This is a genomic window from Halotia branconii CENA392 (assembly GCF_029953635.1).
Lineage (GTDB): Bacteria > Cyanobacteriota > Cyanobacteriia > Cyanobacteriales > Nostocaceae > Halotia > Halotia branconii.
Genome location: NZ_CP124543.1, coordinates 4,990,574 through 5,006,767, shown reverse-complemented (window position 1 = coordinate 5,006,767; position 16,194 = coordinate 4,990,574). Strand labels below are relative to the sequence as shown.

10 protein-coding genes and 1 pseudogene are annotated in these 16,194 nt (G+C 39.7%); 9 read left to right on the top strand and 2 right to left on the bottom strand.

Annotated elements, in window-relative coordinates:
- The first annotated feature begins 126 nt into the window (after positions 1 to 126).
- The 4 genes from QI031_RS21915 to QI031_RS21900 all read left to right on the top strand — a co-directional run bounded on the left by QI031_RS21915 (position 127) and on the right by QI031_RS21900 (position 6,478).
- Positions 127 to 2,946, top strand: coding sequence for a DUF3131 domain-containing protein (locus QI031_RS21915; protein WP_281481738.1), 2,820 nt, complete (start codon positions 127 to 129; stop codon positions 2,944 to 2,946).
- Between the two features lie 386 nt (positions 2,947 to 3,332).
- Positions 3,333 to 5,315 carry a glycosyltransferase gene (locus tag QI031_RS21910; RefSeq protein ID WP_281481737.1) on the top strand — a complete coding sequence of 661 codons (1,983 nt, stop codon included), beginning with the start codon at positions 3,333 to 3,335 and terminating at the stop codon, positions 5,313 to 5,315.
- 30 nt (positions 5,316 to 5,345) lie between these two features.
- The gene (locus QI031_RS21905; RefSeq protein WP_281481736.1) at positions 5,346 to 6,062 is read left to right on the top strand and encodes a PIG-L deacetylase family protein; all 717 of its coding nucleotides are present in this window, start codon (positions 5,346 to 5,348) and stop codon (positions 6,060 to 6,062) included.
- Positions 6,063 to 6,151: 89 nt separating this feature from the next.
- Positions 6,152 to 6,478, top strand: coding sequence for an STAS domain-containing protein (locus tag QI031_RS21900; protein WP_281481735.1), 327 nt, complete (start codon positions 6,152 to 6,154; stop codon positions 6,476 to 6,478).
- Positions 6,479 to 6,521: 43 nt separating this feature from the next.
- Here the strand turns inward: QI031_RS21900 and QI031_RS21895 are convergent, their stop codons facing one another.
- Positions 6,522 to 7,712 (bottom strand): PP2C family protein-serine/threonine phosphatase, encoded by a 1,191-nt coding sequence (locus QI031_RS21895; RefSeq protein WP_281481734.1) that lies wholly within the window; start codon positions 7,710 to 7,712, stop codon positions 6,522 to 6,524.
- 310 nt (positions 7,713 to 8,022) lie between these two features.
- Between QI031_RS21895 and QI031_RS21890 the strand changes: the two genes are divergently transcribed.
- The 5 genes and pseudogenes from QI031_RS21890 to QI031_RS21870 form a co-directional block, all read left to right on the top strand.
- Positions 8,023 to 8,439 carry an ATP-binding protein gene (locus QI031_RS21890; protein ID WP_281481733.1) on the top strand — a complete coding sequence of 139 codons (417 nt, stop codon included), beginning with the start codon at positions 8,023 to 8,025 and terminating at the stop codon, positions 8,437 to 8,439.
- 297 nt (positions 8,440 to 8,736) lie between these two features.
- Positions 8,737 to 9,387: a sigma-70 family RNA polymerase sigma factor gene (locus QI031_RS21885; protein ID WP_281481732.1), complete on the top strand. Its 651-nt coding sequence runs from the start codon at positions 8,737 to 8,739 to the stop codon at positions 9,385 to 9,387.
- A complete protein-coding gene (locus QI031_RS21880; protein WP_281481731.1) occupies positions 9,384 to 12,014 on the top strand; it encodes a CHAT domain-containing protein in 2,631 nt (876 codons plus the stop codon). The genes QI031_RS21885 and QI031_RS21880 overlap by 4 nt, the downstream gene beginning before the upstream one ends.
- Positions 12,015 to 12,453: 439 nt before the next feature.
- The gene (locus tag QI031_RS21875) at positions 12,454 to 13,422 is read left to right on the top strand and encodes a DUF1822 family protein (RefSeq protein ID WP_281481730.1); all 969 of its coding nucleotides are present in this window, start codon (positions 12,454 to 12,456) and stop codon (positions 13,420 to 13,422) included.
- Positions 13,423 to 13,628: 206 nt separating this feature from the next.
- Positions 13,629 to 14,756, top strand: a pseudogene (locus QI031_RS21870) (CHAT domain-containing protein); the annotation flags it as partial.
- Here QI031_RS21870 and QI031_RS21865 read toward each other — a convergent pair.
- A complete protein-coding gene (locus QI031_RS21865; RefSeq protein WP_281481729.1) occupies positions 14,751 to 16,091 on the bottom strand; it encodes a transposase in 1,341 nt (446 codons plus the stop codon). The pseudogene QI031_RS21870 and the gene QI031_RS21865 overlap by 6 nt on opposite strands.
- Positions 16,092 to 16,194 lie beyond the last annotated feature (103 nt).

The window sequence follows — 16,194 nt, the reverse complement described above, 5'->3', positions numbered from 1 at the left end:
ATTCCTAAAAAGTATACAAGACGAGGACTTTACTGGAGTTTACAAATTAGCTCTTAATTGTGCTATTCGAGGTGTTCGATAAAGCTCAATTTTTGAAAATTCTAATATTTAATCCCTTATTGGTATATGCTATACAAGCACCATCAACAAAAACTGTGGAGATGGATTGCATTGTTCCTAGTTGGGACATTTTTGCAATTGTTGTTTTATATCCCGACACCAGTTTTGTCGCAAAATTCTAGTAGTTGTAGCAATATTACTGCCCCGCTCACGCCTGAAGAACAAACTTATGCTCGTGAGGCTTGGCAATATTTTGTGAAAAATTATCAGCCAGCAACAGGATTTACTAATTCTACTGGGGGTTATCCTTCCGGTACGCTCTGGGATATGGGGAATTACCTCATGGCGTTGAATGCGGCGCGATGGTTGAATCTGACTGACCAAGCAGACTTTGACTCTCGTTTGAATAAGTTTTTGACGAGTCTGAGCAGTCTTAAATTATTTGAAGATGCCTTACCGAATAAAGTTTACAATGCAGCTACCGGGCAGATGGTTGATTATGGTAATAATCCTATAGAAAGGGGTATTGGTTGGTCTGCTTTAGATATAGGTCGGATATTAGCGGCGTTTGATGTGATTCGTACTTGCCACCCACAATATAATGATTGGCTCAAAGGAATTGTAGCAAAATGGCAGGTAGGGCGATCGCTTAAAGATGAACAACTTTACGGTGCTACTGTTTTACCCGATGGCAAAACATTATTAGTGCAAGAAGGACGACTCGGTTACGAAGAATATGGCGCAAGAGGTTATCAGCTTTGGGGTTTTTCTGCACCCAAAGCTCTGGCTTTTGAACCATATAAAATGGTGGAAATTAACGGTGTGCAAATTCCTGTTGATACACGCGATTTCCAAAGCACTAACGCGAATAATTACATTGTTAGCGAATCTTATATCCTCGATGGCATCGAATTTGGCTTGCAAGGTGAATTAGCTGATTTTGCCGCTAGGGTTTTGGATGTGCAGAAGCGACGGTACGATGCTACAGGTCAGTTAACGGCGGTGACAGAAGACAACATCGACCAAGCACCTTATTTTCTTTACAACACTGTTTACGCTAACGGGCAAAATTGGGCAACAATTACAGACAACAACCAACCTTACCCGCAATTTCGCAGTTTGAGTACCAAGGCGGCTTTTGGTTGGCGGTATCTTTTCCCAGATAATGCTTATGCCCAAAAGATTTTTGATGCAGTTAAGGATCTTCGTAGTCCTGATGAAAGTGGTTACTATGCTGGCATTTATGAAGAATCGAAGCAACCAAACAAAGCTTTAACAGGCAATACCAACGGGTTAATTTTGGAGATTTTGTATTACAAAGCTAGAGGAAATCGCCCGTTAATTGCCTCTGCTGTTGCTAATACACCAGTTAAACCGCCGAGTAATAATACTGCGGCGACACCTGCACCAACACCGACAACTCAAACTCCAACTCCCGCTAATACTTCTAAAGTTGAAGAGGTAACAGTTGCACCCACTCCACCAACGAACACTTCTAAAGTTGAGGAAGTAACAGTTGCACCTATTCCTCCAGTGGATAGTCCAGAGTCATCTACCTTCAAACTAACTCGACCTTTAACAGTAGTGGAAAGGCGTTATGCAGAGGCAGCATGGAGATATTTTCAAGCAAATTATCATTCCAAGAGTGGACTAATTGACGATCGCAGCGATTTTAAAGGAGCAACTCTTTGGGGATTGGGAGATTATTTAGCCGCACTTCATGCAGCGCGATCGCTTGATATTATTTCTGCAAAGGAATTTGACCAGCGCACTCGCCATCTGTTAGGAGCTTTAGGTAAACTGCCCTTATTTGCTGGCGAATTACCTAATAGAGGTTATGATACGCGATCGCTCCAACCCGTTGATTACGGCGGTAACTCACTTCCCCAAGGTAACGGTTGGTCAGCCCTTGATTTAGGCAGAATGTTGGCAGCACTGTATAACTTAAAAAGCTATCATCCAGAGTACACCAAAGCAGTTGATCAAATTGTCTTAGATTGGTCATACCTGCGAGTCGTCCGGGATGGTATTTTATCCAGTGCTACTGTCACCAAAGATAAACAAGGGCGATACTTGACCCGCGTTAAGCCTGAAACCCGCTTAGGTTATGAAGAATATGCGGCGCGTGCTTTTCAATTATGGGGCTTTGATGTTGCAGGTTCTGCTGTTGGGGGTGAATATCAAACTGCATTGGTAGAAGGAGTGAAAGTTGCTATTCAACGCCAGCGCACAGATACCAATTCCCAAGTTAACCAATACACAGTTAGCAATCCTTTTTTACTTTACAGCTTAGAGTTTGGACTAGATCCAAAAATGCGATCGCTCTTTGAGCCAGTTTTTCAAGCGCAAGCCGAACGTTACCGTCGCACTAAAATTCTCACAGCCTCGGCTACTACCCTCATAGACCGCAAACCTTACACCGTCCACAGCGCCATTATCGGACAAGGTAAGCCTTGGTCAGCTTTAGGAGATGATGGGCAGACTGTAGCTAAAGGGCGAATGGTAAGTACAGCAGTAGCTTTTGCTTATCATGCGCTACTACCAGAGAATCAATACAGTCAAAAATTACTCCAAGGTGTAACTGACTTATATAACCCTTTAGCGGGTTTCTATGAAGGCTTTTATGAAACTACAGGCAAAACAGCAATTGGTTTTACAAACAGCACCAACAGTATGATTTTGCAATCTTTGTTGTATACAGTTATGAATCGCCAACCCTTAATTCGTCCAATTGCTGCGATGAAATCTCTGTGGTGGCAAACTATTACTCAAGGAGATTCAGGTCGTGGTCTACCAAGGGTGGCGAAATCAAAAGTTAGGTTAATTTCGGATAGTTACGGAAGTTACTGGGGGTCTAGTAGTGAAAATACCAGAGTCTCAAAATAGTAGGCTGTCAAAGAATAATTGACGAATACATTCTTGAAATTTATTTAACCACAAGGCACGGAGACACAAAGCGCTAGAAAAGAGCCAAATGTGAGGTTTTGTTTTAACTTCGTGCCATTCCTTGTTTTTTCCTTCCTTTAAGTAAACCTGTTATTTACAAATTGAACTAGGGAATACTTAGTTTTGACGATTGCAATAGCGATGACAGAGATAATCATGTGTGATTTTACCAATCGTGTAATATGAAATACCCCAAACATAGCGATCGCCTTAACCGCCTTGCAGCTTGTTTACAGCAGTTTGTCACTGATTACAAAAGCTAACTATAGAACCGTGTTTTACTTCTAACTACCAATTCCTGCTGTAAGTTTATTTTTGGTATCAAAATGACTTCTATATCTATTGATAATTCCGTCAACTTTTCTGGTAACAGTCGCTCAATACTCAAAAAAAGAACGCTGTTGTTTCGCTATCTAGCAGAAATCAATTTAATTTTTGGTATCTGGTATTTACAATGGCGCATCACTCATTCTATTAATTTTGATGCACTGTGGCTGTCGATTCCCTTGCTCATAGCAGAAATCTATAGCTATTTCGGCGGTGTGATGTTTGTTCTGGGATTGTGGCGACCTTTAGTTAGACAGGTGAAGTCACTTGATCAGATGACCCCACCCCTAGAGCGAACTGACTGGCCAACGGTAGATGTATTTATCACCTGCTATAACGAGCCACCAGAAATTGTAGAACAAACTGCTCAGGCGGCTTTAGGAATAGATTATCCTGCAACTAAGTTGCGCGTTTATGTGCTGGATGATGGCAATTCGGCGGCGATGCGAACTATGACAGAAAAGTTGTGTATTGCAGATTTGCACTCGCCACTACTACAACAAGAAGCAAATCAAATTGATGCAGAACGCTCTCGGTTAGTAGAACGCTTGCAAAGCTTGGAAAATCTGCAAGATCAGACTCAAGCTGCTGAACAATGGTTACAAGAATTATCATTAGTTCCAAGTCAGAATAAAACGGCTGCTGAACTATTTGTCCAAAGTCTGCGACAGTTGATTTTGTGGCTACCGCCAGAACATCAGAGTATTGCTGAACGCTTAAATACTGAACGACAAGCTTTAAAAACAGCTATTCACCGAAAAGAACTGGAATTGGTTGAACTGGCAAGATTTCGTTATATTGCTCGTCCTAAACCTGTTGGGGTTGCTCACCATGCAAAAGCAGGAAACCTCAATTATGCGATTTTCTCTGGAGAAACTGCGGGAGAATTTATTCTGACTTTAGATGCTGATCATATTCCTAAACCCCAATTTCTCAAGCGAGTTTTGCCTTATTTCTACACATACAATCTTTTTATTGGTAAATATGAGCAAAACCGCATTGGTTTTGTACAGACACCCCAAGATTTTTACAATATTCCTGCTGGTGATCCTTTTGGACATCGAGCCAGTTTATTTTATGGGCCGCTTCAACAAGGCAAAGATGGCATGAATGCTGCTTTTTATACAGGAACCAATGCGATTCTTAGACGGGAAGCATTGATTAATGTAGGACTACAATATTTTGCTGATGAGTTTACCAAAGATGAAAAACGATTAGATGAATTTCAATTAGTGGGTGGTGTATCCAGCAACAGTATTACAGAAGATATGAATACAGCTATGCGTCTACACGGCGCTGGTTGGAAATCTATTTATCACAATGAACTTTTAGCAGAAGGTTTAGCACCTGATGATTTAAGTTCTACTTTGAAACAGCGATTACGCTGGGCGCAAGGAACTATTCAAGTTTTACTGAGAGAAAATCCTCTCACCAAACCAGGGTTAACATTTTGGCAACGTCTACAATATTTTAAGACGATGTATAGTTATTTTTCTGGTTTTGCCACACTGATTTTTATCTCTTGCCCAATAATTTATTTTTTCACAGAAATTGTTCCAGTTAAAACCTACGGTTCTGATTTTGCCATACACTTTTTCCCAGCTTTTATCATCAACCGCCTAACATTTTTAGCAGCAACTTGGGGCATTCCGGCTAGGGAAGTTTGGCGTTCTGAGCAATATGCGATCGCTTTATTTCCGTTATTAATTCAAGCTGTTTGGAGTGTATTTACCGGACAAAAGCTCAACTTTCAAGTCACTCCTAAGCAGAGGCAATCTGGTATTTATCTCCGGCTTGTCTGGCCGCAATTGGTTATATTTGCCTTAACTATTTTAGGAATCTTGTGGAGCATTTACCGCTTTGCAATTGGTCATCTTCATAATCCTTGGATTCACCTCCTAAATAGTGCGTGGGCTATTTATAACTTACTGCTATTGTGGGTTATTATCCGCGCCTCGGTTTGGCAACCTGCAAAAGAATAGTTGTTGTTAGTCATTGATCAATCAATTTTTATGAACACACATCTCAACTTGAACCATATTAATCAGCAAACTGTTCTCACAGTTTATGCTCATGCTGATGATGAAGTTTTACCTGCTGCTGGGACTCTACGTTTGATGTCTCAAGCTGGATGGAATGTTCACTGTCTAATTTTGACTGAAGGTAATCTTTCTAGCTCATTGGTTAAGGGTACACGTCATCAAGAAGCAGAAGATGCTGGTAAAATCATTGGTGCAACTTATGAATTTTATGCTCTTGAGGAGTGTAACTTTTCTACACAAGCAGTAATTAAAGTTGTTGAAGAAGCTATTAAAAATAGTCACCCTGATTTGATTATTACTCACGCACCACAACCAGAGAAATATGGACATAGAGATCACGAAGTGTGTGCGATCGCAGTTTCTAATGTTGCTACCCGCAGAAACATTCCTTTGTGGTATTCAGCTCCTCCTGTCTTCTTACGCGGGTTTGAGCCAAACTTTTTTGTAGATATTACTTCAGTGATTGAAGAAAAAATAGCAGCTATTGGTTGTTACGAATCAGAAACTAACAAAACGTTTATGCAGCTTGACGCAATTCTCGTGTTATCTCGATTTTGGGCGCGGGAATTGGGACAAAAAGAAGGTTATTTTGAGGCTTTTGAAATTTCTCGGCAATGGGTTGATGCTAGTTTCTTTACTGCATTAGCTCAGAGTAAAAATAAACTAAAAAATTCGATGGTTTTTTAAACTTAATTTTCGGCTTGACCTTGCGGTTCTAATAAGCGAATGCCAAAATAGTAAAATGTAAATTATTGATAAATCAGGACGAATAAATTATGAATATGGCTGTCAAAGTAATCGAACCTCATGGAATTTTTGATGGGATTAGAGGTAATCAGTTACGTCGTGAAGTTAGTGAAATTTTAGATAGCGGCACTGAGATTTTGTTGATTGATATGAAAGAAGTTAAGTTCATCGATAGTTCTGGTTTAGGTGCTTTAGTGTCAGCCATGCAAATGACACGAACTGCCAACGCTAAACTCTTTATCTGCTCTATTAGTGACCAAGTTAAAATGTTGTTTGAATTGACTAAAATAGATAGAATTTTTCAAACTTTTGTAGATCAAGATGACTTTAATCGTCAAATAATGACAACTAAATAAGCTATTAGTTAATGTTCAATTTTTGTCTCTAAGTTTCACTAGCTTAACCAAAGTACAATTTAAGTAATGACAAGTCATCCTCAAGATTAGTTTGGTCATTTAATGACAAAATGTGTTCTAAAATTTGTTTTAGAACACAGTTATTTATCTTGTTTTCATTGATTAGTAAATCAATGAAAGGATTAAGTCCCCAAATTTTTCCATTTGGTTGATTGATTTCGTAAGTTCCATCACTAAAAATATAGAGAGTGCTATCTTTTTCAATCTCAAACACAGCATTTTGAAAGTGAATATCAGGCAAAAAGCCTATAGGTAAATCAAAAGAGTTTAGTTGTTTAACTTGCAAGCTGTTTGCAGATGTACCAGATAGCAGTAAAGCAGGGGGATGTCCGGCGCTAGCATAGATGAGTTGATGTTTGATGCGGTGATAAACTCCATACCAAATGGTGAAGTATTTATCACCGTGGTTTTTCATCTGGAAAGCATGATTAAGAGCTTTTAAGACTTCGCTAGGCTGGTAAAAATTAGTGTTGGGTAGAGATTGCGATCGCAAAACGTTCAATACAGACACAGATAGCAAAGCAGAACCTACCCCATGTCCAGATACATCCAACAGATAAATTACTAAATTCTCGTCATCCAACCAGTAATAATCGAAGCAATCACCCCCCAATTGTGCTGAGGGAACAAACAAGGCTTCTGTGGTTACTGATCCTGTAAGAGGCAAAGGTAAAAGCGATCGCACATAGTCAGCAGCCTCAGCTAATTCTGCTTCTAAAATTTGTTTTTGGGTTTGCAAATTTTGGTTAAGTGTTTCTAAAACTTGCTTTTGGCTTTGTAAATCTTGATTTAATTGATATAGTCTAAGTCCTGCTCTTACCCGTGCTTTTAATTCATTCATCTCTATTGGCTTAGAGATAAATTCATCGGCTCCAGCATCTAGTCCTTTAATTCTATCTGCTTCTTCTCCCAGCGCTGCTCCCTTAGCAGTCAGCAGAATAAAAAAAGTAGTTGCCAACTGTGGATCTGCTTTAATTTGGCGACACACTTCTAATCCATCTAACTGTGACATAATCCAATCACAAATAATCAATGCGGGACGTAGTAGTTTCGCTTGAGCAATTCCTTCTTCGCCATTGTTGACAACAGTAGTTTCATAACCCTGATTCTGGAGTGTTCTTTTGAGTACTGTCCTTACAATTGGGTCATCATCAATAACTAGAATTTTTACCATAAATTATATCTGAATAAATAGAAAGACAATTTAATAATTGATTAATTTCAACGGGAGCATCCCACTTTTTTGAATATCATTGCGAGCGAAGCGAAGCAATCGCAAAATCCTCCAACTAAGAGCGAGTCGATGCGATTGCTTCGTCGTTCCTCCTCGCAATGACAGTTATTATCTCATTGGAAAATAAAAACTGGGATGCACCCAATTTCAACTTACCCATAATTTCCAGAGTAATGTATAGTGAATATACTCAAATTAAATAAAATATTTTCCGCATATCATTGAAGCTAAATATTGCAGTAACGAAAAAGTGAATAATCAAATTAATTTAAAATTTAATACAGACTTAGCACTATTATCTAATGTTTTATCTTGGTTTGAGCAAATTAATCAACCACCTATACCTAACCAACAAATTTGGTGGCAATGTCAAACCTTACTAATAGAAGGCTTTACTAACATTGTTGAACACGGGCATAGAAATTTGCCTAGAGAAACTCCCATCGAAATAACAGTTTTGCGCTCAAATGAACACATAGAAATACATATATTATCTCAAAGTGAAGATTTTGATTTAGAGAAACAATTACAAGCAACATCTGCACTTGAAGAAAATCATCAAGAGAGGGGACGCGGGTTGAAAATTATGGCGGCGATCGCTGATAAATTGAGTTATGAACGAACAGCAGATAATCGTTACTGTTTATTTATTTATAAATATTATTAAAGCTACTTAGTATAAAAAACTCATTTTTAGTGAAAACAGTGTCTAGTTTTGCGTAAGTCCTCTCAATAACTACTGGTATCAAATTTGGTATGTAGCAGGCGATCGCCAGCAATTCCCTGACTCTATTCTTGGCGGTTAGTTAAAAAGAGAATTATTACAACTGAAATAGGATTGCTATAAAATTGTTTTGATCAGAATAATGCCAAAAAAAGCTACTATCACGATATAGGGTAATTATCTCAAGCATTATTATACGCAATACTAAAATATTCTTGCTTTCTTCGCCAAGAGTTTAACATGGTTGAATTTGATGAACAGCTACGCTGTTTAGCTGCCCAAGTCTGTGGGCATCCACCTGGAAGCCCTCAGCGTCAGAAGCTACTCACGCAAATCATCCGCTTGACTTCCAAAAGACTTTGGAGGGAAAATACACCTTATTATCAAGATGCATTACAACAAACTTGGTTATATTTTTGTCGTAACATTTGCGAAGGTTTGACAGGACAAAAATATGATCCTACTTATGGCAGTGTGATTACTTGGTTAAATGCTTACCTCAAACGCAGACTACAAGACTTTTATCTAAACCAGCACCGAGAACAAGCTACAATCGTTACTCCTAAGGTTCACCAATTTGGATCGAGTGGAAACAGTGAAATTATTGACCCTGTAGATAACCTGCCAGCTACTCCTCAAGTTCCCCCGATTTTAGAACATTTGGAGATATGGGTTAAAAAAGACTCAGATGGGGAACTAAGTAATACTCATATTAAAGGGCATCCAAAGGTAAATTGTCAGGTATTAATTCTCAAACGCTTACCCCCAGAAGTGAGTTGGAAAGAATTATCTCAAGAATTTGGCTTACCAATTCCTACATTAAGCAGTTTTTATCAGCGTCAGTGCTTACCGCGCTTACGAAAGTTTGCTGAATTGGAGGGTTTGTTATGACCAAGCCCTTTGGGCAGGGAACAAGCAACAGGCAACAGGCAACAGTACATTTACTATTGTATTTTTTGTTAGCTTTGCTGTGCGTCCTCGCTTCTCCTGTATTAGCAAAAGTTCCAGATGTGACCACCTCTTTATCCCAACAGAAAAATGTAAATATTACAAGTTTGCAACAAGGCAAAGTGTTATACGATGCTGGACGTTTTGCCGAAGCAGCGCAAGTATTACAGCAGGTAGCCCAAAAATACAGGCAACAAGGAGATGATCTGAGATTAGCTACTACCCTAAGCAACTTATCTCTTGCTTATCAACAATTGGGTGCATGGACTCAGGCGCAGCAGACAATTACAGAAAGCTTAAATTTGCTAAAAGGACAAGAAAAAAGCCAAAATTTCTTAGCTCAATCGCTGGATATTCAAGGTCGTCTGCAACTAGCGATGGGACAGACACAACAAGCATTAGCAACTTGGCAACAAACAGCGAAAATTTACCAGCAAACAGAAAATCATAGTGGCGTAGTGCGATCGCAGATCAATCAAGCACAAGCATGGCGAACTCAAGGATTTTACCGTCGGGCAGTTGAAATACTCGAAAAGACAACTCAAAAATTACAATCTCAACCAGATTCAGTAGAAAAGGCAGTAGGATGGCGATCGCTTGGTGATGCCCTTTTAGTTGCTGGAGATCAAAAAAACTCCCGCCTTGCCCTAGAACAAAGTCTAAAGATTGCTCAAAGTCTGCAATCTCGTACACAAATTGGCGCAAGTCTTTTTAGTTTGGGAAACAACGCACGGATACGTCAACAAGATCCAGAAGCGATCGCCTACTATCAAAAAACATTTCAAGTCTCACCCTCACCCATCACTAAAGTTCAAGCCCAACTCAATCAACTCAGCCTACTAATCCAGACAAAACAATTAGCAGAAATTGAACCTTTATTAACATCAATTCAATCTCAACTTGACCAACTTCCTCCCAGCCGTGCTGCCATCTACGCTCAGATTAACTATGCTCAAAGCTTGATGAAAGTCCTCAGTCCTGATGTTGAATTTTTGAGTCGCAAATCTGTTTCAGCAATCAGCACTCAGAACCTAGGAAAATTACTTGCTGCTAGCATCAAGCAATCTCGCAGTTTAGGCGATCAACGAGCCGAAGCTTACGGACTTTTGAGTTTGGGTCATTTATACGAGAAAACCCACCAGTGGTCAGAGGCACAAACTCTCACCGAACAGGCATTAATTTTGGCTCAAACAACTAATGCATCAGACATCGCCTATAGATTAGAGTGGCAGTTAGCTAGATTGCTAAAGGCACAAAAAGATATTAAAGGAGCGATCGCCGCTTATGATGCAGCTGTAGAAACTATTCATACTTTACGCAGTGACTTAGTAGCTATCAATCAAGACGTGCAATTTAACTTTCGAGACAGTGTCGAACCGATCTATCGACAGTCAGTAGAGTTATTACTCCAATCCCAGTCTGGAAAATTAGATGAAAAAATCTTAGATAAAGCACGCCAGCGGATTGAAGCCTTGCAGTTAGCAGAATTAGATAACTTCTTTCAAGAAGCTTGCTTACAAGGAAATAGCATCAGCCTTGATCAAATAGTAGATCAAGATAATCCCACTGCTGCCATCCTTTACCCGATTATTCTTCCCGACCAATTCCAGGTAATTGTCAAAATTCCTAACCAACCTCTACGGCATTACAGTACCAATATTTCCTACCAAGAAGTAGACAAAATTATCGCAAAAGTGCGAAAAACTCTGATCAATCCCACTGCTACTAACGCCGTCAAAATTCAATCGCAGCAAGTTTATAATTGGCTAATCAAACCCATTGAATCAGAATTATCAGCCAGTGGAGTGAAAACTCTTGTATTTGTGCTGGATGGAGCATTGCGTAATTTACCAATGTCATCACTTTATGATGGTCAGCAATTCTTAGTAGAAAAATATGCGATCGCCCTCAGCGTTGGTCTACAACTCCAAAATCCCAAACCCTTGGTGCGTCAGGAACTGAGAGCCTTAACTGCTGGTTTAACTCAGCCCCCTGCAAATTTTCCCAATTTTGCGCCATTGCCAGGCATTGAGTCTGAAGTTCAACTCATTGCCAGCGCCGGAGTCTCAACAACCAATTTGTTGAATCAAGATTTCACCCGCAAAGCATTAGAGAACGAAGTAAATACTTCCCCATTTAATGTTATCCATTTAGCAACTCATGGTCAGTTTAGTTCTCGTGCTGAAAACACCTTTATTTTGGCTGCCGACGGTCCCATAAATGTCACCCAATTCGATACTCTTCTTCGCAGTCGGGATGACACCCAACCAGGAGCAGTAGAACTGTTAGTTTTAAGCGCTTGCCAAACAGCAGCAGGAGATGATCGTGCAGCCCTTGGTTTGGCAGGAGCAGCAGTCAGAGCAGGGGCGCGCAGCACCTTGGCATCCCTGTGGCAAATTGATGATGAATCGACAGCCTTATTTGTAGGTGCTTTTTACAGAGAACTCAAGGATGGCAATATTACTAAAGCTGAAGCTCTGCGCCGCGCCCAACTGCAACTGCTAAAACATCCCAATTACCGCGCTCCCAGCTTTTGGTCTGCTTATGTGTTGATTGGAAATTGGTTGTAGTTGGGCATGGGGCATTGGGCATAGGGCATGAAAACTTTTTGGGTTCAGTAAGTCTTTGATATTCGCTCGTGATACCGTTTCACTTTAAAGTTGATACATTTGGGCAAGCAGGGGAGGCAGTGCGGTCTTGGGGGTTCCCCCCAGGAGCAACTGCCGTGAAGCAGGGGAAGCAGCACTTCGGCTACGCGGTAGTTGAGCGCAGTCGAAACTCAGTGACCGGAGGCAGGGGGAGTAAGAAAAGTAATTTGTATCAATAATTTCGTGAAATGGTATGAGTCTTGGATAATTAGAAAAAACAAATAAACATTAAAAAAAATCAACAAGTTTACAACCTTCTTCCCCAATGCCTTATCAATGCATATTTTTATAATTTTGTGGCATAAATTTATTGAATGCCGCCGATATGTATATAGCAGCATTAATTAAGAGGTATTGATATATGAATAACACCACCTATGATCTAGATAATTTCGCTTTACCTCTACCGATTTCTCAAGCAGCACGCAAAATTGCTCAACAGTTTGCCAATCAACAGCCAACTCCCGAAAAAGCGCAACAAGTTCGCCTGAATACTCTAGCTGTATCGGTGGTAAATGATTATTTGCAAATGATGGAAATTCCTACTGCTATTGGAGCCAGTGATAGTTGGAATCCTATTATGCAATTAAGTACCAATGTGGCTGATTTAGAGATTCCTTCGATTGGTCGTCTGGAGTGTCGCCCTGTAAGTTTGCACGATCAAGTATGTCTAGTTCCCCCAGAAACTTGGGAAGAACGAGTGGGTTATGTTGTGGTGCAAATTGACGAATCTCTGCAAGAAGCAAAACTACTAGGATTTAGCCGTAATGTCACTACAGAAACATTGCCATTGAGCCAACTACAACCGCTAGAAGCATTAATTGATCGCTTGGAACAACTAAGAACTTCACCACTCAAGACTCTGGTGAATTTGAGTCAGTGGTTTGCTAATCAATGTGATGCTGGCTGGCAAACTGTTGAATCTTTGTGGGACTTAGTGGAATCTCAACCAGCTTACGCCTTTCGTAGTGCAGTAACTCCTGAAGCAACATTTCTCAATCAGTCAGAAGCAATTACCAGAAGAGCAAAACTAATTGATTTGGGTATTACAATCATTGACCAACCTGTAATGTTGATTGTAGAAATCAACCCTGAAGCTAATCAACAAACTAATATTTGTTTACAGTTACACTCCACAGGTAATCAACTTTACTTACCAACAAAAGTAAAACTGATTGTTTTGGATGAGTCGGGAGCAGTATTTTTGGAAGCCGAAGCTAGAAGTGCAGACAACTACATTCAGTTACAATTTAGAGGTGAAATTCAAGAGCGTTTTAGCGTTCAGGTATCATTTGATGATATGAGTATTATAGAAAACTTTATAATTTAAAGTATGTAGATTAATCACATTTCCAGATGCATACTTTCCCAACTTAATCAGTAATAAATAATCAAATAAATATTGATGGCAGTTTTTTTATGGATGAAACACACTACTCTAGACCCTAGTTCCTAGCCCCTTTTCCTGACTAAAGTTGCACACAGCTGATAAGCACCATAACAGTCCTAAAAATTTAAATACAAAATATCTTAGTCATGGCTAAGTTAGTGGTTTTAAAATTCGGAGACGGAAATTTTGATGTGGGGTTTACTGTCACTCTCCAGATCGGTGAAGAAAGCGATCGCCCAGCAATAGAAATCACAGGTAAACTACCCCCATCTCCCGAAATGCCACTTTATTATGCCCGTTGGCAATCTAACTATCAAAAGTTGGGCAATCGCTATCGCTTGGATGCTGACAAAATACAAGTGAAGAATGTATCGATCACCCAAGATTGCTACAACATGTCCCATATTTTGCGGGTACGCTTCAATACTTGGCTACGCTCAGAAGAGTTTCGCCCCTTAAGAGAGAAATGGCTAGAAAAATTAGTGTCTACAGATGAAGTAAGAGTCATTCTGCAATCAGAAAATAGCCAACTACAAAAGCTACCTTGGCATCTGTGGGACTTACTAGAACGCTACCCAAAGGCAGAAATTGCTCTTTCATCACCAAGTTATGAACGCATTCTCAAGCCACGTACCCCGAATCCAGCAGTAAATATTTTGGCAATTGTGGGCAATAGTCAAGGTATTGATACTCAGGCTGACAAAGCTATTCTGCAAGGTTGTCAAGGCGCAGATGTCACCTTTTTAGTAGAGCCACAGCGTAAGGAATTGACTGATAATTTGTGGGGGAAAAACTGGGATATCCTATTTTTTGCTGGACACAGTTCTAGTCAAGGAAATAATGGTTGCGGGCGAATTTATTTGAATAAAACCGATAGCCTCAGTATTGGTGAGTTAAGATACGCTCTCAAAACAGCTATTGAACGCGGCTTACAACTAGCAATTTTTAACTCCTGTGATGGGTTGGGACTAGCACAAGAATTAGCTGATTTGCACATCCCGCAAATTATTGTTATGCGTGAACCTGTTCCAGATCAAGTAGCCCAGGAGTTTTTAAAGTATTTTTTAGAAGGTTTTGCTGGTGGTGAATCTTTATATCAAGCGGTGCGACAAGCGCGAGAACGGTTAGAAGGAATTGAAGATAAATTTCCTTGTGCAACTTGGCTACCAGTGATTTGCCAAAATTTGGCGCAGATGCCCCTAACTTGGCAGGAACTCAAACAAACTCCAAAGAAAAATATCTTCCTAAATTTCAATACCTCTGCCAAATTACGAGGGTTCAACGCCCGTAGAAACGGGATGAATGCGTCCTAAAGAAGTAAGCTTGGCAAAAATCTGGTTTAATAAAATAGGCTCAGGGATTTCTGGAAGCATTTTTAAAATTTCATGGATATATCGAAAGCCACGATAATGAGCCTTAAGGTCAATAATGCCGGAGCCGGGATTAATGAGGCGAAAATCAGCGAGAAGATGATGAGATAAATTAACCATAAAAAATGCGAAATTAGCAGCGTTAGTTACCGCAGTTTGCCTCAGATTCATAAAATCTTCCAACCCCCAAAACTGCTTTGCATCACGGAAGTTAAACTCGATTTGAAAGCGGAGTTTGTAATAATCAATTATTTTTTCAAATGATAATTCCAGGTCACTGGAGAATAGAACTACATGGCTACGAACATTAGTCTTAAGATTGGTTTTGACTAAAATCACTACATTTAGAGCTTGGGCAAATTCTTTGTGAAGGAGAGTGGCTTGATAAATATCACTTTGAATCTCATCCTCAATGCTACTTTTAGATAAATATTTGTCAGGTATATTACTATAGTCTAGTTTGTCACCGTATTTACGACGAGAGCGTTTATGATAGTCAGGATTTTCATAAGGGATATATAATGCTGAATCGTGGCGCAACTTGGAAATTATGTGCAAGTTCACTTGTCGTGCCATCTGTAAAGCGTTGTTGTTACCAAAATGACCATCTACTACCAAGTATGTTAGGGGAATAAAATTAGCTACTAACTTGAATAGTGAATTAATCATCTTTTTAATTAGCAATAGTTCAGATGTGAATATCACTTCGGTTTTATTTTTGTTTTTACTCCCTTTTGGTCGTCCACGTCCACGTTTTTCTTTGGTTTTTATTTTTTCGCTTGACAACTGAATATTTGTTTTAGTATTACTCTTGATTACTTGTTCTATTTGAATCGGAAATGACTGTCTTTGCTCAACACTTACTAACGACAAGACAAAGAAAGATAGCCCTGATATAGGTTTGTTTACTAGGCTAGAGAAGAATCTATCCAACCCATAAGTCTGTTTACCCGACTTGCTGACTACAACTTCATCTCCGGCAAGCAAATATACTTCATCCTTTCGCCATAAATGTTTACGAAAAAACAGCCAAAACAATGTTGCCCAAGGTATTACTGTATGAAAAAATCTCAACATTGTCCGATAACTACCACCAATGTCTGTCCAACGAGAAATTCCCAACATGGTGGCTCGGCCGCTCATTGCTAACATGGCCATGATGATCTGGTTCATTCGGCGCATCGTCGTAGCGTTGATCTGCGGTAGCAGGCATTGTAACAGTGATAGGATGTCCAACATGGGCGAATTGTAGCTTTTGAGTTGTCGTTTGGGAAGACAACAACTCTACTACAAAGCGCCCTCTCTCTTCATACTCTTTTTTTGGCGAAGGTATTGTAAATTT

Excerpts from the sequence above, each read along its gene's own strand:
- QI031_RS21915 (WP_281481738.1), top strand. The coding sequence starts at position 127 with ATGCTATACAAGCACCATCAACAAAAACTGTGGAGATGGATTGCATTG.
- QI031_RS21910 (WP_281481737.1), top strand. The coding sequence starts at position 3,333 with ATGACTTCTATATCTATTGATAATTCCGTCAACTTTTCTGGTAACAGT.
- QI031_RS21905 (WP_281481736.1), top strand. The coding sequence starts at position 5,346 with ATGAACACACATCTCAACTTGAACCATATTAATCAGCAAACTGTTCTC.
- QI031_RS21900 (WP_281481735.1), top strand. The coding sequence starts at position 6,152 with ATGAATATGGCTGTCAAAGTAATCGAACCTCATGGAATTTTTGATGGG.
- QI031_RS21895 (WP_281481734.1), bottom strand. The coding sequence starts at position 7,712 with ATGGTAAAAATTCTAGTTATTGATGATGACCCAATTGTAAGGACAGTA.
- QI031_RS21885 (WP_281481732.1), top strand. The coding sequence starts at position 8,737 with ATGGTTGAATTTGATGAACAGCTACGCTGTTTAGCTGCCCAAGTCTGT.
- QI031_RS21880 (WP_281481731.1), top strand. The coding sequence starts at position 9,384 with ATGACCAAGCCCTTTGGGCAGGGAACAAGCAACAGGCAACAGGCAACA.
- QI031_RS21875 (WP_281481730.1), top strand. The coding sequence starts at position 12,454 with ATGAATAACACCACCTATGATCTAGATAATTTCGCTTTACCTCTACCG.
- QI031_RS21865 (WP_281481729.1), bottom strand. The coding sequence starts at position 16,091 with ATGTTGGACATCCTATCACTGTTACAATGCCTGCTACCGCAGATCAAC.